Raw genomic sequence first — 21,611 nt, 5'->3', positions numbered from 1 at the left:
TCCATGGCCACAGCCGAGGAGGCCGTTGTTCGGCGGGAAGCCTGACCACCGAGTTCCGGCATATTCGAAGGTGGAACGGACGGCTTGAAGAACTGGATGCGTGGCGAAACCCTTTCCCAGCCTAAAGGCGCGTGAATCATCGGGAGCGGCCAACGAGCAGCGGCCATTTGCCATCAACCCTGCGCCGGCTCCCACAGCTCGACTGGATTGCCCTCGGGATCGTGAATGCGGGCAAAGCGGCCTACCTCCGAGTTCCACTCATCCCGAGTTTCCACCGCGATCCCACTTGCCGTTAGGCTGGCCATAAGCCCATCGAGATCATCAACGCGGAAATTGACCATCCATTGTTGTTCCGCGCGACCGAAATAATTGGTGTCCTTCGAAAACGGACCAAATATCGTCATCCCGGCCTCCTGCTGCCATACCGATTTGTGCAGGTCGTCAATACCGAGATGCTTTTGATACCATTCCGCCAGGCCAGCCGGGTTCGCCGCCCTAAAGAACAGACCGCCGATTCCAATGGCCTTTGGCATAGAATTCTCCTCACCTTGCAACAGCACAATGCAATCGCTCGGGCGCGCGTGCAACCTGTCAATTAGGACGGGCATTGAGTTTGCAGTATCGCCAATGCGATCATCACGGCCGGGGCGCTTACAACCGCGAGCACTGCGAGAGCATGATGCCGATAAGCGTGAGCGGCTTCTGACGACATCATGCTCTTACTCTTTTATTCAGAACAGGATCGAGGTTTCAGGCCGACCCCGGCCTAAACACCCGACTCTGTGATCCGAAGAGAACGGAAATGCCTTCAACGGAAGCCGCCGCTGGCGGCCAGCCGTTCGCCGGTCAGCCAGCGGGCGTCGTCGGACGCGAGGAAGACGGCGACGCCGGCGATATCGTCCGGCTGGCCGATGCGGGCAAGCGGCGTCTGGGCGACGACGGTCTGCTCGAGATCCGAGCCGATGACGCCGGCCGTGTGTGTGCCCTCGGTCTCGACCATGCCCGGCAGGATGGCGTTGACGCGGATCTTGCGCGGGCCGAGTTCCTTGGCGAGCACGCTGTTGATGCCCTCCACGGCGCCCTTGGTGCCGGTATAGACGGCCGAGGACGGCGGCGCCATGCTGGTGACCACCGAGGAGATGTTGATGACGCTGCCGCCCTCGCCGAGGTGCTTGACCGCCGCCTGGGTGGTCAGGAGAACGCCGAGAACGTTGACGTCGAAGATGCGGCGATAATGTTCCTCGGTCACTTCCTCGATCGAGGCGAATTCGTAGACGCCGGAATTGTTGACCAAGACGTCGAGCTTGCCGAATTCCCTGACGGCGGCATCGACCACGCCCTGGGCCTGTTCGGCCTTGGAAACATCGCCCTGAACCGCAATCGCCTTGCCGCCGGCCGCGCCGATCGCTTCGACCACCGCATCGGCTCCCGCCTTGCTCGAGGCGTAATTCACCACGACTTTCGCACCTTCGGCCGCCAGCGCCTTGGCAATGGCGGCGCCAATCCCCTTGGAGGCCCCCGTAACCACTGCGACTTTACCCGTGAGCTTGGCCATATTTTCGATTCCTTCTGACTTGGACTGCCGCCGGGAGTGGCAGCTTGTTCCATAGTTCAGAAATTCGGAACTGTTGATCTTGATGTCAAGGGGCGCTATATAAAATTCATGCGACCGCTCTTTCACCCAGCCTTGGAGGACATACGGCCGGAGGCGATTCTTTACGCGCTCTCCGATCCCGAACGCGTCGCTATCTTCGCGAAGCTTGCTACCGCCGGCTGCGGTGGAACGTGCTCGGCGCTGGCCGACCTCGGCGACCGCGTCATCCCAAAATCGTCGCTGTCAAACCATTTCAAGGTGCTGCGCGAATCCGGCCTGATCCGCAGCGAGCGCCAGGGGGTGGAGATGCGCAACCAGACCCGCTGCGCCGAACTGGACGCGCGCTTTCCGGGGCTGATCAAGTCGATTCTGGTGGCTTACGGGCTGTTTCCCGGGCAGCTGGAGACGATGTCGGGGGAACAAAGCCGCGACAGGCAATGAGCCGAAGCGGTATTAGCCGAGGCTTTACGCCTGACCGATGAGACGGAGATCCGCCCCTGGTGCGGCTGCTTTGACGCATGCGCCGCGCCCAGCTTCGCCAGGCGCCTTGAACACGAGATGACCACGCCTCAAGCCACGCTCGCGGGCGGCAGGAGTGCGTGAAGAAGGCGGCCGGTTTGGCGGCGCCTCCTGTTTCGTCAGGCCGGACGTCTGATCATTCTTGCAATAGCGATCAGGATGCAGGCGCCGATGAAGCCCGCAATCAGATAACCCAGCCATCCGCCAAGGGCGACGCCGAAGAGCGACAGGATAAAGTTGGCGACGATGGCGCCGACAATACCGAGCAGAACGTTCATCAGCACGCCCATGTTGCTCTTCATGAACATCTCGGCGAGCCAGCCGGCGATGCCGCCGATGATGATTGCGGCGATCCAGCCGATACCTTCATTTTCCATAGGATTTCCCCATTGTGAATCATTGAGCGCCGGCTGTCCCGCAGATCGAGCGACGATGGCCAAGCGACAAGACTATAACCTTCAGCGAGGCGAGTTGGTTCCGTAAGCCCCCGCCCCCAAGGCGGTGCGTGCCGACGCCGCGGCTTCTCGGACGCAATTCAAGCGTCTCCCGGATAAGTTCAACCCTCCCCATGACGCTCGATCGCCTCGGCGAGGCCGATCCAGTGCGGACGGTTGTTCCACCAATGGACATGATCCGGGGCGGGAACGGCCGGATCGGCGAATGTGCCGCCGGCGATGATGACGGAGCCGGGAAAATAATCTCCGGATTTCGAGAATCCACCGCCGCCGCAGATCCGGCAGAAGGCTTTCATCACATCGGGCGTGCTTTCGCCTTGCGGAAACCAGGTCGAATAGTCGCCGGAGACGATCCGGACATCCCCCTCGCGGAACCAGACATTGTGTGACAGCGCGCTGCCGGATGCACGCTGACAACGGGTGCAGGTGCAGATGTGGTTGTGCAAGGGGTCGCCATCGACCTCCAGCGAAAGGGCGCCGCAGGGACACTTGGCATGAAAGATGGGCATGTCGATCCTCGGGCTGACAAACACTTGTCGACCTCACGGCTGCGGGGTTGACAGGTTACAGCATAAATTTCCGCCTTGCCGAAAGCGAGACCGGCGGGACAAAGATCACTCCGTGAATAGAGCACAGTGACACGCCGCGGTGCCGCGCCCCAGCTCACCCCACCCTTCGTTATGGCTCGACCCCAGGACCCATGCCGGCCTCGTCGATTGCGGCCGTGGATCCCAGGCTCAAGGCCTGGGATGACGGAGACGGGGGCGGTTGGTGCCATGCTTGCTGCCGGCGTGGCGGATGGATGCGGGATTGCATGAAGGCGGCTGCGGCGACATCGCGTCAGATCACGCGAATTCTCTGCTGCCTCCCCTCGGGCCTTCATGCAAAGCGCATTGCTGATCGCGCACGCGCCTTCGCCGCGACTTCGGCGCGGTCGCGAGGCGGCTGCGAGGTCTCCAGCGAATGCAGCAGCTCGTGGGCGCATTTCGCGATGGCATTGACCGCATGCTCGAAGGCGGCCTCATTGCGTTGCGAAGGCTTGTTGGTTCCGCTCAGCTTCCGCACGAACTGAAGTGCGGCGTCGTGGATCTCCTCGTCCGTCGCCGGCGGATCGAAATTGAAGAGAGGCTTGATATTTCGGCACATGACTTGCTCCCGGTCGTCTCCCTCCCATTCGGGAGGATTGCTTCCCCTAAACTAGTCGCGCGAGCGGAAATGACAAACAGTCTAGTCGTCAGCAACTCACTCGGCAAACACGCGGCAGCCGAAGTATGGCAGCAACAGCACCCCACCCTCCGTCATCCCAGGCCTCGAGCCTGGGATCCACGGCCGCAATCAACTGCCGGCATGGCTCCTCGGGTCAAGCCCGACGACGACGGAGGGTGGGTGGAAGTCCGGCGCCCTCAGCACCGGCCTGGTCAGAGGCGGGCTTCGAGGATCAGGTTGAAGGGCGTCTGCATGGCCTTGCGGAAGCGGGTGAAGCCCGCCTTGCGGAAGACGTCCTTGAGCCTTGCCTCGCCGGCCTGGGCGCCGAGCACGATGTGACCGCCGTCGGAAATCGCATGGGCGCAGCAGATCGTCGTCGAAGCGGCGTAATAGAGCCGGCCGACCGGCGAGATATTGTCCTCCACCCGATCGTTGGCGAAGGGCTCGACCAGCATCACCGTGCCGTCCTTGGCAAGGGCCTTGGCCGCATGCGTAGCGGCTGCCACCGGATTGCCCATGTCGTGCAGGCAGTCGAAGAAGCAGATGAGGTCATAGCCCGTCCCCGGATAGGTCTCCGCCCGCGCGGTCGAAAAGGTGGCGCGATCGGAAACGCCCGCCTCGCCCGCCACCTCTCGGGCTTCGTCGACCGATTTTTCGTGCGTGTCGAAGCCGTGGAATTTCGATTTCGGGAAGGCCTGCGCCATCAGCACGGTCGAATGGCCGTGGCCGCAGCCGACATCGGCGACCAGTGCGCCTGCCTTCAGCTTCTCCACCACGCCGTCGAGCGCCGGCAGCCATTCCGGCACCAGGCTGGCGCGGTAGGCGTTGCGGTAGAAGGAAGCGACGCCGCAGAAGAGCCGGCCATCATGGTCACCCCAAGGGATACCGGCGCCGGTGCGGAAGGCCTCGACCGCCTTTTCCTCGTCGGCCCACATGGAAGCCGGCGTTGCCCAGGCATTCGGGATGAAGACGGGGCTGTCCTCGTTCGCCAGCACGAAAGCCTGTTCCGGCGTCAGCTCATAGGTGCCGCTGACGGCATGATAGGTGACATAGCCGCCGGCGACCTGCGAGTTCAGCCATTCGCGCACATATCGTTCGGCGCAGCGGGCACGGGTGGCGATCTCGCGAGACGTGAGCGGACCGCGGTCGGCCATTGCCTTGTATAGACCGAGGCGGTGGCCGAGGCTGACCATGACCCCGCCATAGCCGGCGGAAAGATCGCTGACGACGCGGCCGACCAGCGTGTCGAGCTTCGCACTGTCGATGGTCCTGCTTTGCATTGTATCCATGATGTTTCTCCCTGTTTGCAAACCTCCGTTCGAGGTCCGGGGAAGGATTGCAGACCGTTGGCATGAGCGGCAGAGCGGTGCCGGCCATGATCGGGCCATTTGCGCCACGCCAGCAAGCTGTCGCCGCAGTGGCCCCCAGCTGCGCTCCGGGGTTATCATTGCTGCCGAGGGGGAACCGATGATGACGGGAACGCAGCAGGAGGCGAAGCGGGCGCCGGGGCCGCAGCCGCTCCATGTCAGCCTGGTGGCGCTGCCGGAGGCGGCAGTCTCGACGCTGAGCGGCATCTTTGATGTGATGAACGCCTTTTCCATCGTCCCGCCGGAGGACGGCATTACGAAGACGCCTCCTTTCCACGTCGAGATCGTCGGCGAAAGGGCCGGCCCGCTGACGCTCGCCAGCCGCGTGCCGCTGGTGGTGCAACGGCCGGTCGCCGAAATCGAGCGGACCGACATCGTCATCGTGCCGTCGGTCGTGCTCGGGCCGGAAGGCTGGGTGAAGCGCCGCTATCCTGAACTGGTGGAATGGTGCCGGAGCATGCACGCGAAGGGGGCGCTGATCTGCTCGGCCTGTTCGGGCATCTTCCTGCTTGCCGAGACCGGCGTCTTCGATGGCGCCGCTGCCACCGTCCATTTCGGCTATGCCCAGACGTTCCGCGACGCCTATCCTGAGGTCACGATCCATCCGGAGCAGGTGCTGGTGGTCGCCGGCCAGCGGGACGAGTTGATTACATCAGGCGCCTCGATGACATGGCACGATCTCGTGCTCTACCTGATCGCCCGCCATGCCGGGGCGACGGCGGCGCAGACGGTGGCGCGCTATTTTGCGCTGCAATGGCACCAGGACGGGCTGGCTCCCTACATGGTGTTCGAGGGGCGGCGCGACCACGGCGACCAGGCGATCCAGACTGCACAGGACTGGCTTGCCGCGCATTTTTCGGTCGCCAATCCGCTGGAGGAGATGGTCAGGCAGGCGGGGCTGACGGAACGGACCTTCAAGCGGCGGTTCACCCGGGCGACCGGCATGAGCCCGATCGCCTATGTCCAACGGCTGCGGATCGAGGAGGCGAAGCGGCGGCTGGAGCGAACCGAAGCTTCCGTCGACGAGATAAGCTGGCAGGTCGGCTACGAGGAGCCCGCCTTCTTTCGACGTCTGTTCAGGCGGATAACCGGCCTGGCTCCGGGGAATTATCGTCGCCGGTTTCAGGTGCCGGCCTATGCCAAGCGGCCGTCATCGCAGCAGCACGGCTGAGGCGGCCCTTCCGTCGCTTCCCAGCGCCTCCGCGCCACGATCAGGCGTCTTGGCGTGGCCGGGAGAGTTCTGCGATTAAATAGTCCGCCACCATTCGAACCGAGGGGAGCTGCCCGCGGCGATGCGGCATCAGCAGGGTTGTCGTCACGCCGCCTCCCGTCCACTCGGGTAAAATGCGAACAAGTGCGCCGGATGCAATGAGTTGTGCACAGAAGCTGCTCGGAAGGCAGGTCACGCCGAGTCCGGCCTTGGCTGCCTCCAGGAGCGAGATCGTCTCGTTGGCCACGTAGCGCGGCAAAGGTGTGATCTTGGCGACGGTGCCTTCGCCATTGCGAAGGGTCCAAACCGATTCCGAGGGCGATGCCATCAGCCCATCGAGCTCACTCGCTTCCTCGGGGCGCGAACACACGCCCTTCTCCCTGATATAATCCGGCGAGGCGACGAGCCAGGTGGGGTCGTCATCGATCCGGCGTTGCACGAGGTCGTTGTCGGGCAGCGGGGAGAAATGGTTGCGGATCGCGATGTCGAAACCTTCCTGCACGATATCAACGAACCTGTCGGAAACGTCGAGCGTAATGCGCATTTTCGGATAGCTCGCTGCCAGGCGCGGAAGCAGCGCCGCCAAACGGAATTGGGCAATCGGCAGCGATGCGGTGATCCGGACAGTTCCGCTTGGTTCCGCCAGACGGCCCTTGATGACATGCTCGGCCGCCTCCGCCTCGATCAGCATGGCGGCGGCATGACGATACAAATCCCGGCCAATCTCGGTCACGGCGAAACTGCGCGAGGTCCGCTGGATCAGGCGGACGCCGATCTTCCGCTCCAGCTCGGAAAGCCGCTTGCTGAGCGTGGACTTGGGAAGGCGCAGCGCGCGACCGGCTGCAGCGAAACCGCCGTGATCCACGACTTGTACGAAAACCAGCAGGTCGTTGAGATTGAGCATTCACCTGTCCGTCGTTCCAATTTACAGACGATGGATCCACAAATAGCCCACTACTCCGCGCTCGTCCAATATTGCATCTTTCGCCAAATCGCCCACAGGGGCGGCATTGCAACCGGAACGTGGAAGGATGACACATATGGCCAATATCTCGGTTCTCGGCTTGGGAGCCATGGGGCAGGCGCTGGCCGCCCGATTTCTGCAGCAAGGGCATTCGGTCACCATCTGGAATCGCACGGCCGGCAAGGCTGGCTTTCTGGTTGCCAAAGGCGCTCGCGAAAGCAGCAGCCCGGCAGACGCCATCGCCTCGAGCGACGTCACCGTGATCTGCGTAATGGACTACGCCGCGTTGAACTCTGTGCTCGACAGTGCGGCCTCGGTGCTTGCCGGGCGTGCGGTGGTCAATCTCACCAATGGCACGCCGGCTCAGGCACGCGCCACCGCCGAGCGGCTCGAAAGCCTCGGCGCCGCCTATCTCGACGGCGGCATCATGGCGACGCCTCCGATGATCGGAGGCGAACATGCACTTATCCTCTACAGCGGTTCTAAGGCGACTTTCGAGGCGCATGTCGGCACGCTCGAGGCGCTTGGCGCCGCCACCTATCTCGGTGCGGATGCCGGACTGGCATCGCTCCACGATCTCGCCCTTCTCAGCGGGATGTACGGCCTTTTTGCCGGCTTCTTTCACGCCACCGCCCTTGTCGGTTCCGAAGGCGTCGGCGCGAGTGCATTTCTGAAGCTGCTCGGCCCCTGGATGACCGCAATGATGGGTGAGCTTCCCGGCTATGCGGAGAAGATCGATACCGGCCGCCACGGCGTCAATGTCGCGTCGAATCTGGCGATGCAAACCGCAGCGCTCGAAAACATCCTCACCGCCACCCGCGAGCAGGGCGTCGCCACCGATCTGCTCGACCCGATGCTGGACCTATTCCGCAAGCGCGACGGTGCCGGACATGGCAACGAAGACATTTCAGGCGTGTTTGAGCTGATCCGGAGCAGGAACAGCGCTGTGAGCTGAAGGGCTCCATCTCCCCAAATAGAAAAGCCTGCCGCGGGAGGAGGTGCGGCAGGCTTTCCTAAAAGAACCGAACAGCGACTTGGGAGGAGGAGTGCCGCTGTTCCAACAGACGTCCCTTCGGGAGGAGGAGTGGGCCGTCTGAATGTCGAAGCGTTGCGGGAGGAGGTGCATCGCTTCGATTGAAGTAATCATACTCGCACCGGCGCCATCCGCCAGCGTCTATGTTGCACTGCAGCTATGCACTCGCTGCAACGATCTGCGGGACAGGTGGGGATTCCTGCCCCTGATTTTTCGGCTGTTCTGCCGCTCCCAATGGAATTTTCAGCGCCGGTAAGACCTCGGATAAATCTGCGCGCGGGCGAATTAACTTGAGAACTCCATTGTGCGGCGCAGCAATCGTCCCCACATCGAAAGCTCAGGCCGATTGGCGGCCATAGGAGACGACAGTGCTCGACAAGCCCCCACAAAATCACAGCTTGGTCGAAATCGGGAGGTTTGGCTCCAATCCGGGGTCATTGAAGGCGTGGCTGTATCTGCCTTCGATCATGGCTCCCGGCACCCCGCTTGTCGTGGCGCTGCATGGCTGCACACAGACGACAGAGGGCTATGCCGCCGGTTCCGGCTGGTCCGAGCTCGCCGAGCGGCGCGGATTTGCGGTGCTTTATCCCGAGCAACAGCGGTCGAACAATGCCAATCTCTGCTTCAACTGGTTCGAGCCCGGCGACATCAGCCGGGATGCGGGCGAGGCATCGTCCATCCGGCAGATGATCGGCCATCTCGTCCAGTCGCAGGGCATCGATCCCAAGCGTATCTTTATCACCGGCCTGTCGGCAGGCGGTGCGATGGCGAACGTCATGCTGTCGACCTACCCTGAGATATTTGCAGGCGGCGCCATCATCGGCGGGCTGCCCTATGGCGTGGCAGGCACCGTGGCAGAGGCTTTCGAGCGCATGCAAGGCCGCAACCCGCCGACTGTCTCCAGGCTGCAATCGGCCCTCAAGCGCGCATCGAACCACCGCGGGCCCTGGCCCAAGATTTCGATCTGGCACGGCACGCATGACCAGACGGTCCGAGCCAGGAATGCCGATCAGATCGCCCAGCAATGGAGCGGCGTGCATTCCCTTGCCGTCGAGCCGACGCGGAACGAGTTGATACACGGCCATAGCCGCAAAGTCTGGCTCGACGTGAAAGGCAGGGAGGCCGTTGAGATCTATCTCGTCAAGGGCATGGGCCACGGCGTTCCCCTGGCGACGAGCGGCGATCGCGCCATCGGCAGAGCCGGCCCGCATATGCTCGAGGCAGGGATTTCCTCGACCGTTCGTATAGCCCATGCATGGAAGCTGGCGACGGAAGCAGACGTCGAGGAGGCTGAGGCAGGCGGAGACTTCGTCCGCGGGCAAGAGCCCGACGCCGCTTCATCCACGACAGGAAGAGCATCGCGCTATGCCAGGCCGCGCGCCAAGGCCGCGAGCGCCGCCCCCGACGGCAAGATCGCCAAGGTCATAAACGACGCGCTTCGAGCGGCAGGGCTGATGCGATAGCCATCAGCGACACTCCGCCATACATTTCTGCTGACCCAGTCCGCGCGTGCGAAGGTGTTTGCTTCCGCCGGCCTTCCAATGCCGTCGACGCAACGTCCAGAGCTGGATTGGGAAACTTGGACAGGGGTATAAGTGGAATTTCTGCCTGAAAACGGTATAGAAGGTAAACGATGCTGCCAGGGCACATTTGCAAAATGTCAGAATTATGGCGTCGAGCTTTTAACTACCGAACATGCTTGATCCCTGCAGACAACGCCCAAAAGCCCTAGGTCGACAAATTGAGATTCCAAGGCACAGTCGATGAGCGGCGCATCTGCATTAAGCTTCCGGCTTGCGAAACGAAAGCAGTAATATCATCGGACGTTCGAGCTCTTCGACCAATTCCGGTATCGCAGCAATCTGGTGGTACGTCGGCGCAAACTCATTGATTTGGATCAGCTTGAAGCCGACCTTGATCAGGGTATTGAGTGTCGTCGCCAGGGTCCGGTGGTGTTTAACAACCCCTTTCGTGAACCAGTCTGTACGGCGCTCTCCCTCGATAGAATAGCCATTCACCGGCCAGGTCTTGCGACCGTCCTCATCCAGAATCCAATGCGGATGACGAGCTGCCATGAAAATAGGATGCTCGATGGTGAACACCAAGTCTCCCCCTGCGATGAGCGCATCGTAAATCATCCGCGCAAGCCTGTCGAAGTTCTCTACGTAGTGAAACGCCAGGGCGCTGTAGATCAGATCGAAGCTTGCATGTGGCAATTCCAAAATATCGAGATCGGCAAAGCGATAGTCGATGGCGGCGTCTGCCGTGTCGGCTTTCGCTCGGGTAATCATGTTCTGGGAAAGATCGTATCCAATAACTGAAGCCGCGCCCTGATCACGCATCCATCGCGAGGCCCAACCGAATCCACAGCCCAGGTCCGCAATATACTTGCCTTCTAGGCTTGGAAGCATCGCTTTGATCGCGGGCCATTCGGGTGCGCCGTCCAGCCCGTGCACTTGCCGAGGCAACCGGCTGTAACCGCTAAAGAAATCGGGATTGTCGTAGATATTCTGTGCCATGTTAATCTCCAGGAAAATAAGGAGGACAAGGCTGCAACGTCGACGCACCTCATCCGCTATGGGCGAGACCAGGCAACGATCCGCGTGTTTTAGATTGTGTGGTCGACATCCCGGTATCCCGCCAACGGAATACCGGCAAACCGGGAGACAATATGGGTGTCCTGCTCGACCATGAACGACATTTTAGCAACGCACCCGAGGAAATCAACCGCCACGCTCAGGTCGAAATCGTCACAACATCAGCTTTCGCGAGCGACTTTCTGTGAGCGGGGTGCCACTCGTACCTTAACCGCCCTTCTTGCGGCCGCGAACCTTGAATTCCACCAGCAGCGTTTTGAGTTCAACCTCGCGAACGCGTCGTGCCGCCTCGTCGGGGTCGACCCATTCGAGAATACGCTGTCCCTGCTCCTTGAAACCGTCACCGACCTCTGTGACTTCCACCTGAAACACGTCGACAATGCAGGGGGCGATGTCGCCGTCGTCGAATTCTTTCAGATAGGTATAGCGGCCGACCGGCTTCTTCCTCACCGACCCGCGCACGCCAGCTTCCTCCCAAGCTTCGACGGCCGCAGCTTCGAAGGGCTTCTTGCCTTTCATCGGCCAGCCCTTGGGAATGACCCAGCGCCCACTGTCGCGCGACGTGATCACAAGGATCTGGAGCCCGACTTCACCCTCGGCGTAGCGGAAGCACAGCGCCCCATACTGTTGACGGAACGCGCCGGAGAACAGTTTCGCGGGGACGGTGGCAAGCTGGCGGAGCAGTGGCTGAGACTTGTCCGGCCGGGGTTTGCTGGGCCTTTTTGGAGTCTTCATGTGCTTGTCATCGCCGAGTGTTGTAAGCGCTTCACCTGTCTGAGACTCATGACAGGTGATGACAATCAAGGGCGGGACCAAACCGCCGGCCGGAGGCGAAGCAGGCGCCCCCTAACCCAGCTCACGATCCGGGCCCATTGCCGCCATTCGCATTATGGATCGCCAACAACTCGGTAAAGGCCGAAACGTTGCTCGCCAAAACAGGTTGTCCCGTCAGCAAATCTTCTCCCACGGTCGAAAACGGCAGATATTGACCTCCGGCTTCTTTGACCAGGCAGTAACCGGCCATGCAGTCCCAGGCCCGCATATGAGGTTCATAGTAGCCAACCAGTCGACCTGCAGCCACATAGGCGAGCATAAGCGCGCCGGAGCCGTTTCGGATGAAGGTGCCGCCGTTCTTGAGCACGGCCGATATGATCGAACCGACACGCTCCGGCGCCACATGCGTATTGCAGCCGATGCCGGTCATCGCGTTCTGAATTGTTCGGGATGGATCAAGCGACAGCATCTCTCCGTTCAGGCTTGCACCGAGGCCCAGTGCCGCCGCATACAGCTCATTGGCGCAGGGGACCTGGATCACGCCGACAACGGGAAGACCGCCATGCAGGACAGCGATCGAAACGCACCAGGTCGGCATGCCGTTGACAAAAGGCGCGGTCCCGTCAATCGGATCGACAACCCAGGTGTAGCCCGAGCTTCCGACTTGATGGCCAAACTCCTCCCCGAGGAAGCCGTCGTCGGCAAATGCTGCAGCGACCCGCTCCCGTAGGAAAGTCTCGACGTCTCGATCCGCTATCGACACGACATCCTGAAGATCGCGTTTTGTCTCGATCACGAGAGTGTCCCGCTTGTTGAAATAGTCGAGCGCAAGCGCACCCGCTTTCTCGGCGAGAGATTTTGCGAGAGCGAAACGTTGCTCCAGGTTTGCGTCAAGTACGATCATACTGCGATCCTTTAATCGAATTTCGAATGTTTCAGGCATTGATCAGCGCGATGCCGCGATTCTCAAACCCGAGCGTTACATCGCTCGTAGGCGGCAAATTTCTCTCGACGGCATGGTCGATGATGAAGAGCGTCCCGACGTCGGTCTCGATCTCATATTCGACATGTCCGCCGAGATATGCACTGTGGAGAACGCGTCCTGCCAGGCCCTGCTGGCCTGGCGCCGCTATGGTGATCGCTCCGGGCCTGACGGCGAGTTTCGCCATGCCGGGCTTTGCGCTGCGCCCCGGCAGGCGATGGTCCACACCAGCCACGCGGATGAGCGCCTCCGCACCTTCAATGCGGATCACCTCGCAGGGAATGACATTCGCCTCTCCCATGAAGTCGGCGATGAAGGAGGAGGCGGGCGCTTCGTAAAGCTCACGCGGTGTGCCGGACTGGGCGATCTCGCCATCCTTCATGACGATGATGCGATCGGATACCGCCAGAGCCTCATCCTGATCGTGCGTGACATAAACGGCGGTAAAGCCGAGACGCTGCTGAAGCTCGCGGATATCCGTGCGCACCTTCCGGCGCAAGCGCGCATCGAGGTTGGAGAGCGGCTCATCGAGCAGCAGTACCTGCGGCTCCAGCACCAGTGCGCGGGCAACAGCAACGCGCTGCTGCTGACCGCCTGACAGTTCGGCGGGAAGGCGGCTCCCCATGCCGGCAAGGCCGACCAGCGCCATCCCCTCCTCCGCCTTCTCCCGTGCTTCCTTCCGACTGAGGCCCGAGGATTCCAGGCCATAGGCGACGTTGTCGCGGGCATTCATGTGCGGAAACAGCGCATAAGACTGGAACACCATCGAGACATCGCGCTCATTGGCCGGCAGCATCGTGACGTCCTTGCCGCCGATGAGGATTTTTCCGGCGGAAGGATGTTCGAGGCCGGCGAGCATGCGCAGCGTCGTCGTCTTGCCGCAACCTGAAGGGCCAAGCAGGGTGACGAGCGTGCCAGGCTCAATGGTGAGGGAGAGGTCTGGGATGGCAGTGAAGGCGCCGAACGTCTTGCGCACGTTCTGGAAGACGACGGAACCGGCTTTCTGGTTGATCATGCTATTTTCTCCTGACGAGAGGGAGCAGAAGTGGCAATGCCGGCGACGCGGTTTTCACGGCGCAGGCGACGTTCGCCCACCATAAGTTGGAAGCCGGCGATGACGGTGATCATCACGACGATCAGCATGGAGGAATAGGCGATCGCCACGCCATATTCGCCATTCTCCACGAGGCCGACTATGTAGGAGGTGGCCATGTTGTATTGCGCGCTGACGAGGAAGATGACGGCACTAATGGAAGTAATGGCACGCACAAAGGAATAGACGAGCGCGGCGGTGATGGCAGGACGCCAGAGCGGTAGAATGACCTTACGGATCGTGCGGAAGCTGTTGGCTCGCAGCGTGAGCGAGGCTTCGTCGAGGCTCTTGTCGAGCTGACTCATCGCCGCGATGCCACCCCGCACGCCGACCGGCATGTTGCGGAAGACGAAGCAGGCGACCAGGATTAGCGCCGAGCCGGTCATTTCCAACGGCGGCAGGTTGAAGGCCATGATGTAGCTGACTCCGATGACGGTACCAGGGATGGCAAAGCTCATCATCAGGGCAAATTCGAAGGCGTTCTTGCCGGCGAATTTTTGACGCACGATGATGTAGGCGGTCAGCAGACCGACGACGGCCGTCAAGGGCGCGGAGATCAACGCGATTTCCATCGTTGTCCAGAACGAGTTCCAGGCAACGCCCGTCCAGGCAATTCCGCTTTCGAAGCTGATCGAGAAGGCCTTGGCGTAGTGGTCGAGCGTCAGGGAATTATCCAGGCCCCAGGTCTTCACGAAGCCGCCGATCAGAATCATGCCGTAGATAACCAGCGTGAAGAGGATCCACGGGATGACCACGGCATGAACGGCGATCGACAACCCGCGTGGGAGGGCAATGTGGGAGCCGCTATCGCCCTTGCCGGTGACGGTGGCAAAGTTCTTGCCCGACAGCCAGATGCGCTGAGCGAGGAAGGCAGACAGCGTGAAGGCGAGCAGTACCGTGGCGAGAACGGCGGCGCGCGAGGGATCGTTCTGCGAACCGACCACGGCGAAAAAGATTTCAGTCGACAGCACGCCATGGCTGCCGCCGAGCACCAGCGGATTGCCGAAATCGGCCATGCTTTCGATGAAGCCGATGAGGAAGGCGTTGGCGAGCCCCGGCTTCATCAGCGGCAGCGACACCCGCCAGAAGGTGCGCCAACGGTCAGCGCGCAGCGTCGTGGACGCTTCCTCCATCGACGGGCTGACGCCTTCGACGACGCCGATCAGCACGAGGAAGGAAATCGGCGTGAAGGACAGCACCTGCGCGATCCAGATGCCGGTCAGCCCGTAAAGCCAGCGGCCGGGCTCAATGCCGAACAGATCGGATAGCCCCTGCGTAACGACACCGGCACGACCGAAGAGCAGTGTAAGGGCCAGGCCGATGACGAAGGGCGGCGTGATGATCGGCAGGATCGTCAGCAGCCTGAGACCCTTTTTCATGGGGAAACGCGTACGGGTGGCAACAAGCGCGAAGGCAAGACCGAGCAAGGTCGAGCCGAGGCCGGTCATGATGGCTAGCCACAGCGTGCGCCAGGCGACGCCGCAGCGACCGGCCCCGATCACGCAGTTGAGGCTCCAGATGCTGGGGTCCTGCACGTTGCGAATAAAGTTATCCGCATTGAACGAGCCGTCGAAATCCTGCACCGAACCGACAAACATACTGCCGATCGGGTAGAACACGAAGACCGTGACGAGGAAGACGAGCAGTGCGATCGCGCTGACGACGAAGGCATCGCCCTTCATGGCACCGCGCTCGGCAAGGCCGAAGGCAAAGAGTAGCACGAAGGCAATAGCAGAGAGCACCGCGCCCACCCCCATGGAGGGCTGGCCGTCCGCGAGCGTGCCGAAGAGCGCTTCGCTCAAGGACCAGGTCCAGCCCGAAATGCCTATGGCGAGGCCTTGGAGCGAAAGAAAGAAAACGCCGAGCGCACCGAGCCAGGCGAGTACCGCGCCGCGGCGCATCGGTTCCGCCATTCCGCGGGCTGCGAACGCGAGGAAAAGAAGCACAAGCGCACCGGCAAGCCACAGACGGCCATAGGAAAAAATCTGCACGAGACCCGGGGCTGCTTCCGGGGAAAGGGGAAAGCCGGCCAACCATCCGAGTCCGAAGAAGCCGGTCTCCATCCGGTACCAGGGCAATAAGGTCAATGCGACCGCGCCCAGGACCAGGACGACATCCAGCCTGCGATTGCCATGTCTCATGGCTACCTCGCTGTCTTTGAGTTGAGGGAGGCGGCACCCGCTGACATGGGCGCCGCCGGTTGGCACATTAGTTGGCGGCGGCGCCGATTTCCCGATCCCAGCGCTCCAGCAGCGCCTTGCGCTTTGCCGGGTCGCCATAGGTCTTGAAGTCGTAGTCTATCAGCTTGATGTCCTCGAAGCGCGGCGCCTTCTCGGGGATTGTCGCGCTCTTATTGGAAGGCAGCTGGAAGGATTTGGCATCCTTCATGCGCGACTGGACTTCAGCTGTCAGCGCCCAGTCGTACCAGATCTTGGCATTGTCGAGATTGCGTGCGCCCTTGATGATCGACATGGAGCCGATTTCATAGCCAGTGCCTTCGCAGGGCGTGGTTGACTTGACCGGGAAGCCTTCCGCCGTTTGCGCCACCGCATCGTGCACGAAAACGATGCCGAGCGCCGTCTCCCCGCGTGCCGCCGCCTTAACGGGCGCCGAGCCGGATTTGGTATACTGCGAAACATTGGTGTTCAGCTTCTTCAGGTAGTCAAAGGCCTGGTCCTCGCCCATGATCTGAACGAGAGAGGCGAGCGCCGTATAGGCGGTTCCGGAAGAATTCGGGTTGGCGATCTGGATTTCACCCTTCAGTTCCGGCGCCAGGAGGTCGGCCCAGCAGACCGGCTCCTTATAGCCCTTGGACTTGAAGATATCTGTGTTGTAGCCCCAGCCGAGCGCGCCGGCATAGACGCCGACCGTCTTGTAGCCGGAGCTTTCGGCCTGCTTCTTCGCCCAGTCGTTGAGTTCATCGAGCTTCGGCGACTTATATTCCAGCGTCAGGTTTTCCGAAGCCGCCTGAAGGTGCGGATCGCCCGTGCCGGCCCACCAGATGTCGGTCTTCGGATTGCGAGCCTCGGCGCGCACCTTGGCATAGGTCTCGCCGGACGAGAGACGAACCATGTTTACCTTGATGTCGCTATGGGCTTTCTCGAAATCGCCCTTCATCTGTTCGCAGATGACGACATCGGCCGAGCAGATGAGGTTCAATTCGCCAGCCGCCTGCGCGGGTAGCGCAGTGAGGGCAGAGCCGGCGAAGAGCATGATGGAAAAGGTCTTCATTTTCATGGGGCATCCTCCTGTTGCCTTGGTTGATTCTTCACGTGAACAAGCCACAGCGGGGCCATCGGCCTGCCCGTCGGCGCCTTCACGATCTCGGATTGCGTTTTGTCTAAAGGACTCGATCAGTTCGTCGCGGCGATTTCCGCATTGAACCTGTGGAGCAGTCGACTTCGTTCGTCCGGGGAGCCGAAGGTGGCGAAGTCATAATCCACCATCTTGATCATCGAGATATCAGGGGCTGCCGACGGCAGGCTGGAATTCGCATTGGACGGCACCTGGTTCTGGCCGGAGGCTGCACCCGTACCCTGTCCTTCCGGACTGAGCGCGAAGTCGACGAAATGCTTGGCTTCCGCGAGATTACGCGCCCCTTTGACGATGCTCACCGCGCCGATCTCGTAGCCCGTGCCTTCGCAGGGTGCGACGATAACGAGGGGAAAGCCCGCCTGCTTCTGCGTGACGGCATCATGCATAAAAGAAATGCCGATCAGCGTTTCTCCGCGAGCTGCCGCTTTGACGGGCGCAGCCCCCGAAGTCGTATAGCGCTCGATATTGCGGTTGAGCGCAGCGAGGTAACGGAAAGCCTCATCCTCTCCGAAGAGCTGCACCAGCGTCGCAAGTGTCGTGAAAGCGGTCCCGGACGAACTCGGATTCCCGCTCTGGATGCGCCCTCGATAAGTGGTGTCCGCCAGGTCTTTCCAGCAGGTCGGGGCAGGAAGCTTCAGTTCGCGTAGCAGATCGGCATTGTAGGCAAAGCCGAGAGCACCGGCGTAAATCCCGGCAGACCTGCCACCGGACATGGCAAAGAAATTCTGCGCCCAAGGCAGCATGTCGCGTTCATGAGCCGGCTGGTAGGGCTCGAGAAGATTTTCGGAACCAGCCTGCAGATGGGTATCGCCAGTCCCGCCCCACCAGACGTCGACGGTTGGCGCAGCTTTCTCTGCGCGGATCTGATTGAAGATCTCGCCAGTGCTTTTGCGGGTCATCGAAATCTCGAGCCCGCTCCTCGCCTCGTAGGCTGTCTTCATCGCGGCGCACCACGTCTCGTCGACACCGCATAGAACGGTGAGGGATGGGGCAGTCGTGCCGGTGCCGGCGCTCGCCAACCACAGAGCCGCGACCGCGCTCAAAGCGGTGATGCCTCTCACGATTACCTCCCATTGGACGCTACGTCCCAATCTCCACAGTCAGGATGTCACATCTACCGCCCCGCGCAATCGGAGAATGGTTACGGTTCTTACAGCGGGGAGAGGTCTTGCGGTCGAAAAGATGACAAAGGTTACAAATGTGACAAATCGCATAACAAGAGGCTGCTTTGAAGATCTTGAAGGCCCTGCCTATAATGGATGCGGGAGGACGTGCATGTGTTGAATGAGAAGATAAGCATTCTGATCGTCGAGGACGACCCGGACATGGCGGAGCTTATCTCCGACCTCGTGGAGGCGGAAGGCTGGACCCCGCTCACAGCGCCATCGGCGGAGGATGCGGCGATCGTGCTTTCGCGCGAAACCGTTCATCTCGTGCTTGTCGACCATAATTTGCCGGGCACCTCCGGCCGCACCCTCGCGCAGCGTCTGCGCGCGCAGACGAATATCGGCATCGTCATGGTGACGGCTGCCGGCAGCGCCGCGGACCGGGTTCTCGGCCTCGAAACGGCGGCGGACGACTACGTCGTTAAACCTTTTGAACCTATCGAATTGACGGCCCGCATCAAGGCCGTGCTGCGCAGGACGATCCCTTCGCTCAAGCCGGAGCGGGAAAGCGAACGTGAGCATGAGCCCACCTCCTTGAAGCTCGGCGACTGGTCGGTGGATCTGAAGAATCGGCGCGCCACGTGTCGCACTGACCCTGCAAAGTCGCTCACCAGCGCCGAATTCGCCCTGCTCGAGATCCTCGCTGAGACGCCGAACACCCCCGTCAGCCGCGCCCATATTCTCGACCGGCTCGGCGCGGAAAGCGAACGCTATATCGACCGCAATGTCGACGTACTCGTGCTGCGCCTGCGTCGCAAGATCGAGCGCAATCCGGACCTGCCACGACATATTAAAACGCGACGCAGCAAGGGCTATGTTCTCGATACGGACGATGGCGAGATTGCACCTTCATCAGCCGCCCCTTCCTCTCTTCCATCGCCTTTCGGCTGCCTTTTGCGATCGTCTTCATTTGTATCCTCGTCTTCAGCCTGGCGGCCATCGCTATTTACGGCTTGCAACGAGCCCGCCAGGAAATGGCAGCCTATGGCCTGCAAGCTTTTTCGAGCCTCGCAAAGGCTTCGCTGGTGTCGCGGCAGGTTTCGGATCTTGTCTCGAGCGCGCCGTTTTTGATGAATGCGACCTCCCCCTACCGCGTCTCCAGCGAAAGTCGCTCGGTTGTCGTGCAGGTCGACGCGCTGATCCGGGCGATGGAACCTGAAAACGGCGAAGTCGCTGCCAAGGGTTTTGGCAGCGGCCGCATCGTGGAGCTGCTGGAGACGATCCGCACGCAAACGACGGCACTTGCCGACGACGCAGAATCCGCCCAGCAGCATAAGGCGGAGGCTGCGGCAGCGCTCGGCGAGATTGCAACTGGCAGCGGCATTGCGGATGTTGAATTTCGCGGTCGGCTGAATGCCATCGTACAGGCCGCCTCCAATTCGGACAGTCTCTTTCAGCTCGGGGAACTGCGCCGGCGCTACGTTTCCGAGACCGCCCCGCGTCTGCAACCCGCTGCCCCGGATATCAGAATTGCTGCCGCCGAGCTCGCACCTTACGAACGGATCTTCGATGCACAGACGCAGTACTTGCTTGAAATGTTCGCCATCCGCAGCGCTGTCTCTCGCCTGCATAATGTCTCACGCGATCTGTCGCATGCGACGGAGACCCAAAGCGAGACCGTTGCCCGCAGTCTCAGCGACGACCTCGGATCGACCTCTGATGCCCTGAGCCGCATCCTTGTTATCGTCGCCGTCGCTTCGCTGCTCGTGCTGGCAATGGCCGTAGTCTCAATCCGTTCCGTCATGCGCGTCTCGCGCGGCATCGTTTCCCTTTCAAACGGCATGAATGCTTTGGCTGAGGGGCGAAAGGATGTCGATGCGCCGCGTTATGACGGCACGGAAACTGAGCTGGTGCGTCTGCTCGAAGCGTTCCGCGCGTTCCGGGAGAGCGTCGAGCGCGTCACGCGGCTGAGACGCACGGCGGAAGCGGCCGCCCGCACCATCCGCTCCACCTTCCGCAGCATGAACGAAGGCATCGCTCTATTCGATCCGCGCGGCCGACCGATCACCATGAACCGCCGCGTCATCGCGCTGCTCGGCTGGTCTGGTTCGGCCAGAAAACTGCCGCTCCGCAGCTTCGTCATGCCGCTGCCGGAGATCGATCTGGCACTCCTGCCGGCCGAGAACGATCCTGGCCTGTTAGCGGACCGGTATGTGCTGCGCCACCGCGCTGATGCCGGACGGGTGACGGAGGTGTCGCTATCCCGGCAACCGGATGGCGGCATCGTGCTGCTGGCGCGCGATATCACCGAGATCGACCGGCAAGAAACCGAGGCAGCGAAGATCCAACGGCTTGACGGCATCATGCGCATGACCCACCAGGTCAGCCACGAGGTGGGCAACATGATCGGCATTATCACCGGAAGCCTCGGCCTACTGGAGCGCGAAACGGGCTTCAACGACCGGCAAAAGCGACACCTCGCCCGCATTCGCAAGGCGGCCGACCGTGGCAGGTCGCTTGCCGGAAGCATGCTTTCCATCGGCAGCCAGCAGCCGATCCACCCGAGCGAGGTAGAACTCGGCTCGGTGCTGCGCGGCATGGCCGACGTGCTGGAGATCGCCATCGGCGAGAAATGCCGGCTTGACTTCGAGATCGCCGACGACCTGCCCATGATCTTCATCGACACGGCGCTTTTCGAACAATCGATCCTCAATCTCTGCCTCAACTCCGCCGCGGCCATGCCGGCAGGCGGCACGATCCGCATCCGTTGCGCCCGCAGCGAGGCTGGCATGACCGTTAACGTGGCGGACGACGGTATCGGCATGACACCCGAGGCAGTCGACAAGGCGTTCGAGCCCTATTTTACCACCCGCGATGCACAAGGCGGCGCCGGTCTCGGGCTGGCCATAGTCTATGGCTTCGTACGTCAAAGCGGCGGCGACGCTCGTATCACCTCACTGCCGGGAAAGGGGACGGTCGTTGAACTTTGGTTTCCGGCCTGAAATTCTCCAAACCAGGGCGCGAAAGCCAACGCGGGCACATCGACCTGTTTAATGAAGCAAAGCGGGAAGTGGAGGAGGAAATAGCTGTTCCAGACATCGACCGGTCCACCTCCTTCGGTATTGGTCTCGCTTACGACCCAGTGTTTCGCCATCCCGAATTGACCCTTCTCATGCCGAGCAAGTCGGTTGCTGCGAGCATATTAGCTGGGGCGGAAAATGCGCCGGATCGAAATGAGGCGTTCCAACTGTTGGCTGCCCAATCAACCAATTCCTCGATGAGGATGGCCCATTCGCGGGCACTCCCAAAACTTGGAGCTTCATCAAGTCACGGCAGTTTCTTCGAGAGCACTTGCGTTTGATCGAATCCACCTGAATACCCAAGCAATTGCCGGCG

Annotated in this window: 20 protein-coding genes and 1 pseudogene; 7 read left to right on the top strand and 14 right to left on the bottom strand. The window is 61.4% G+C overall.

Translation table 11 applies throughout. The features are described from left to right. Positions 1 to 173 precede the first annotated feature (173 nt). Both N2597_RS03775 and N2597_RS03770 read right to left on the bottom strand, forming a co-directional pair. Positions 174 to 533 carry a VOC family protein gene (locus N2597_RS03775; RefSeq protein ID WP_086156444.1) on the bottom strand — a complete coding sequence of 120 codons (360 nt, stop codon included), beginning with the start codon at positions 531 to 533 and terminating at the stop codon, positions 174 to 176. Positions 534 to 808: 275 nt separating this feature from the next. Further along, positions 809 to 1,555, bottom strand: coding sequence for a glucose 1-dehydrogenase (locus tag N2597_RS03770; protein WP_086156141.1), 747 nt, complete (start codon positions 1,553 to 1,555; stop codon positions 809 to 811). Positions 1,556 to 1,663: 108 nt separating this feature from the next. Between N2597_RS03770 and N2597_RS03765 the strand changes: the two genes are divergently transcribed. Further along, entirely contained in the window at positions 1,664 to 2,035 is a 372-nt protein-coding gene (locus tag N2597_RS03765) for an ArsR/SmtB family transcription factor (RefSeq protein ID WP_183598918.1), read from the top strand. Positions 2,036 to 2,232: 197 nt separating this feature from the next. Here N2597_RS03765 and N2597_RS03760 read toward each other — a convergent pair whose 3' ends face one another. From N2597_RS03760 to N2597_RS03745, 4 genes are all read right to left on the bottom strand, one after another. Next, on the bottom strand, positions 2,233 to 2,490 hold the full coding sequence (locus N2597_RS03760; protein WP_009986535.1) for a GlsB/YeaQ/YmgE family stress response membrane protein: 258 nt from the start codon (positions 2,488 to 2,490) through the stop codon (positions 2,233 to 2,235). A 179-nt stretch (positions 2,491 to 2,669) separates the two neighbouring features. Beyond that, positions 2,670 to 3,077, bottom strand: coding sequence for a GFA family protein (locus tag N2597_RS03755; RefSeq protein WP_183598916.1), 408 nt, complete (start codon positions 3,075 to 3,077; stop codon positions 2,670 to 2,672). Between the two features lie 370 nt (positions 3,078 to 3,447). Further along, positions 3,448 to 3,714: a DUF2277 domain-containing protein gene (locus N2597_RS03750; protein WP_039618475.1), complete on the bottom strand. Its 267-nt coding sequence runs from the start codon at positions 3,712 to 3,714 to the stop codon at positions 3,448 to 3,450. 272 nt (positions 3,715 to 3,986) lie between these two features. Next, complete coding sequence (locus N2597_RS03745) at positions 3,987 to 5,063, bottom strand: class I SAM-dependent methyltransferase (RefSeq protein WP_183598914.1); 1,077 nt, start codon at positions 5,061 to 5,063, stop codon at positions 3,987 to 3,989. A gap of 178 nt (positions 5,064 to 5,241) precedes the next feature. Here N2597_RS03745 and N2597_RS03740 point away from each other — a divergent pair, with 178 nt between their 5' ends. Then, positions 5,242 to 6,312, top strand: a complete 1,071-nt coding sequence (locus tag N2597_RS03740) for a GlxA family transcriptional regulator (protein ID WP_183598912.1) — start codon at positions 5,242 to 5,244, stop codon at positions 6,310 to 6,312. Positions 6,313 to 6,352: 40 nt separating this feature from the next. Here N2597_RS03740 and N2597_RS03735 read toward each other — a convergent pair whose 3' ends face one another. Continuing rightward, positions 6,353 to 7,255, bottom strand: a complete 903-nt coding sequence (locus N2597_RS03735) for a LysR substrate-binding domain-containing protein (RefSeq protein WP_183598910.1) — start codon at positions 7,253 to 7,255, stop codon at positions 6,353 to 6,355. A gap of 136 nt (positions 7,256 to 7,391) precedes the next feature. Here N2597_RS03735 and N2597_RS03730 point away from each other — a divergent pair, with 136 nt between their 5' ends. Next, entirely contained in the window at positions 7,392 to 8,270 is an 879-nt protein-coding gene (locus tag N2597_RS03730; protein WP_183598908.1) for an NAD(P)-dependent oxidoreductase, read from the top strand. Between the two features lie 446 nt (positions 8,271 to 8,716). Next, the gene (locus tag N2597_RS03725; RefSeq protein WP_341356222.1) at positions 8,717 to 9,811 is read left to right on the top strand and encodes an extracellular catalytic domain type 1 short-chain-length polyhydroxyalkanoate depolymerase; all 1,095 of its coding nucleotides are present in this window, start codon (positions 8,717 to 8,719) and stop codon (positions 9,809 to 9,811) included. A gap of 318 nt (positions 9,812 to 10,129) precedes the next feature. On the opposite strand, the gene N2597_RS03720 is transcribed toward N2597_RS03725, so the two are convergent. The 7 genes from N2597_RS03720 to N2597_RS03690 all read right to left on the bottom strand — a co-directional run bounded on the left by N2597_RS03720 (position 10,130) and on the right by N2597_RS03690 (position 18,170). Further along, a complete protein-coding gene (locus N2597_RS03720; RefSeq protein ID WP_183598906.1) occupies positions 10,130 to 10,867 on the bottom strand; it encodes a class I SAM-dependent methyltransferase in 738 nt (245 codons plus the stop codon). Positions 10,868 to 11,152: 285 nt separating this feature from the next. Further along, on the bottom strand, positions 11,153 to 11,680 hold the full coding sequence (locus N2597_RS03715) for an NUDIX hydrolase (RefSeq protein WP_086156136.1): 528 nt from the start codon (positions 11,678 to 11,680) through the stop codon (positions 11,153 to 11,155). Positions 11,681 to 11,801: 121 nt separating this feature from the next. Continuing rightward, a complete protein-coding gene (locus tag N2597_RS03710; protein WP_406549680.1) occupies positions 11,802 to 12,662 on the bottom strand; it encodes an inositol monophosphatase family protein in 861 nt (286 codons plus the stop codon). Further along, positions 12,655 to 13,716, bottom strand: a complete 1,062-nt coding sequence (locus N2597_RS03705) for an ABC transporter ATP-binding protein (RefSeq protein ID WP_183598904.1) — start codon at positions 13,714 to 13,716, stop codon at positions 12,655 to 12,657. The genes N2597_RS03710 and N2597_RS03705 overlap by 8 nt, the downstream gene beginning before the upstream one ends. After that, a complete protein-coding gene (locus N2597_RS03700; protein WP_183598902.1) occupies positions 13,713 to 15,935 on the bottom strand; it encodes an ABC transporter permease in 2,223 nt (740 codons plus the stop codon). The genes N2597_RS03705 and N2597_RS03700 overlap by 4 nt, the downstream gene beginning before the upstream one ends. A gap of 67 nt (positions 15,936 to 16,002) precedes the next feature. Further along, positions 16,003 to 17,031: an ABC transporter substrate-binding protein gene (locus tag N2597_RS03695; RefSeq protein WP_183598900.1), complete on the bottom strand. Its 1,029-nt coding sequence runs from the start codon at positions 17,029 to 17,031 to the stop codon at positions 16,003 to 16,005. Positions 17,032 to 17,147: 116 nt separating this feature from the next. Next, positions 17,148 to 18,170 carry an ABC transporter substrate-binding protein gene (locus N2597_RS03690; RefSeq protein WP_183598898.1) on the bottom strand — a complete coding sequence of 341 codons (1,023 nt, stop codon included), beginning with the start codon at positions 18,168 to 18,170 and terminating at the stop codon, positions 17,148 to 17,150. 216 nt (positions 18,171 to 18,386) lie between these two features. On the opposite strand from N2597_RS03690, the pseudogene N2597_RS03685 reads away from it, so the two are divergent. The 3 genes and pseudogenes from N2597_RS03685 to N2597_RS03675 form a co-directional block, all read left to right on the top strand. Further along, positions 18,387 to 19,124 (top strand): annotated as a pseudogene (locus N2597_RS03685) (response regulator); the annotation flags it as partial. Positions 19,125 to 19,249: 125 nt separating this feature from the next. Then, positions 19,250 to 21,217, top strand: coding sequence for a two-component system sensor histidine kinase NtrB (locus N2597_RS03680; RefSeq protein ID WP_225881429.1), 1,968 nt, complete (start codon positions 19,250 to 19,252; stop codon positions 21,215 to 21,217). After that, positions 21,202 to 21,576, top strand: a complete 375-nt coding sequence (locus N2597_RS03675; RefSeq protein WP_096763953.1) for a hypothetical protein — start codon at positions 21,202 to 21,204, stop codon at positions 21,574 to 21,576. Before N2597_RS03680 ends, N2597_RS03675 begins: the two co-directional genes overlap by 16 nt. Positions 21,577 to 21,611: the final 35 nt, after the last annotated feature.

Origin of the sequence: Rhizobium sophoriradicis (assembly GCF_025200795.1) — a bacterium.
GTDB classification, from domain to species: domain Bacteria; phylum Pseudomonadota; class Alphaproteobacteria; order Rhizobiales; family Rhizobiaceae; genus Rhizobium; species Rhizobium sophoriradicis.
Note: the sequence above shows the minus strand (reverse complement) of the source record. Positions and strands in the feature narration are given on the sequence as shown.

What these genes read in the sequence shown, in the direction of transcription:
- N2597_RS03705 (WP_183598904.1), bottom strand. Translation starts at nt 13,716, where the DNA reads ATGATCAACCAGAAAGCCGGTTCCGTCGTCTTCCAGAACGTGCGCAAG.
- N2597_RS03735 (WP_183598910.1), bottom strand. Translation starts at nt 7,255, where the DNA reads ATGCTCAATCTCAACGACCTGCTGGTTTTCGTACAAGTCGTGGATCAC.
- N2597_RS03720 (WP_183598906.1), bottom strand. Translation starts at nt 10,867, where the DNA reads ATGGCACAGAATATCTACGACAATCCCGATTTCTTTAGCGGTTACAGC.
- N2597_RS03745 (WP_183598914.1), bottom strand. Translation starts at nt 5,063, where the DNA reads ATGGATACAATGCAAAGCAGGACCATCGACAGTGCGAAGCTCGACACG.
- N2597_RS03680 (WP_225881429.1), top strand. Translation starts at nt 19,250, where the DNA reads ATGGCAGCCTATGGCCTGCAAGCTTTTTCGAGCCTCGCAAAGGCTTCG.
- N2597_RS03740 (WP_183598912.1), top strand. Translation starts at nt 5,242, where the DNA reads ATGATGACGGGAACGCAGCAGGAGGCGAAGCGGGCGCCGGGGCCGCAG.
- N2597_RS03770 (WP_086156141.1), bottom strand. Translation starts at nt 1,555, where the DNA reads ATGGCCAAGCTCACGGGTAAAGTCGCAGTGGTTACGGGGGCCTCCAAG.
- N2597_RS03700 (WP_183598902.1), bottom strand. Translation starts at nt 15,935, where the DNA reads ATGAGACATGGCAATCGCAGGCTGGATGTCGTCCTGGTCCTGGGCGCG.
- N2597_RS03695 (WP_183598900.1), bottom strand. Translation starts at nt 17,031, where the DNA reads ATGAAAATGAAGACCTTTTCCATCATGCTCTTCGCCGGCTCTGCCCTC.
- N2597_RS03775 (WP_086156444.1), bottom strand. Translation starts at nt 533, where the DNA reads ATGCCAAAGGCCATTGGAATCGGCGGTCTGTTCTTTAGGGCGGCGAAC.
- N2597_RS03710 (WP_406549680.1), bottom strand. Translation starts at nt 12,662, where the DNA reads ATGCCTGAAACATTCGAAATTCGATTAAAGGATCGCAGTATGATCGTA.
- N2597_RS03765 (WP_183598918.1), top strand. Translation starts at nt 1,664, where the DNA reads ATGCGACCGCTCTTTCACCCAGCCTTGGAGGACATACGGCCGGAGGCG.
- N2597_RS03750 (WP_039618475.1), bottom strand. Translation starts at nt 3,714, where the DNA reads ATGTGCCGAAATATCAAGCCTCTCTTCAATTTCGATCCGCCGGCGACG.
- N2597_RS03760 (WP_009986535.1), bottom strand. Translation starts at nt 2,490, where the DNA reads ATGGAAAATGAAGGTATCGGCTGGATCGCCGCAATCATCATCGGCGGC.
- N2597_RS03715 (WP_086156136.1), bottom strand. Translation starts at nt 11,680, where the DNA reads ATGAAGACTCCAAAAAGGCCCAGCAAACCCCGGCCGGACAAGTCTCAG.
- N2597_RS03730 (WP_183598908.1), top strand. Translation starts at nt 7,392, where the DNA reads ATGGCCAATATCTCGGTTCTCGGCTTGGGAGCCATGGGGCAGGCGCTG.
- N2597_RS03755 (WP_183598916.1), bottom strand. Translation starts at nt 3,077, where the DNA reads ATGCCCATCTTTCATGCCAAGTGTCCCTGCGGCGCCCTTTCGCTGGAG.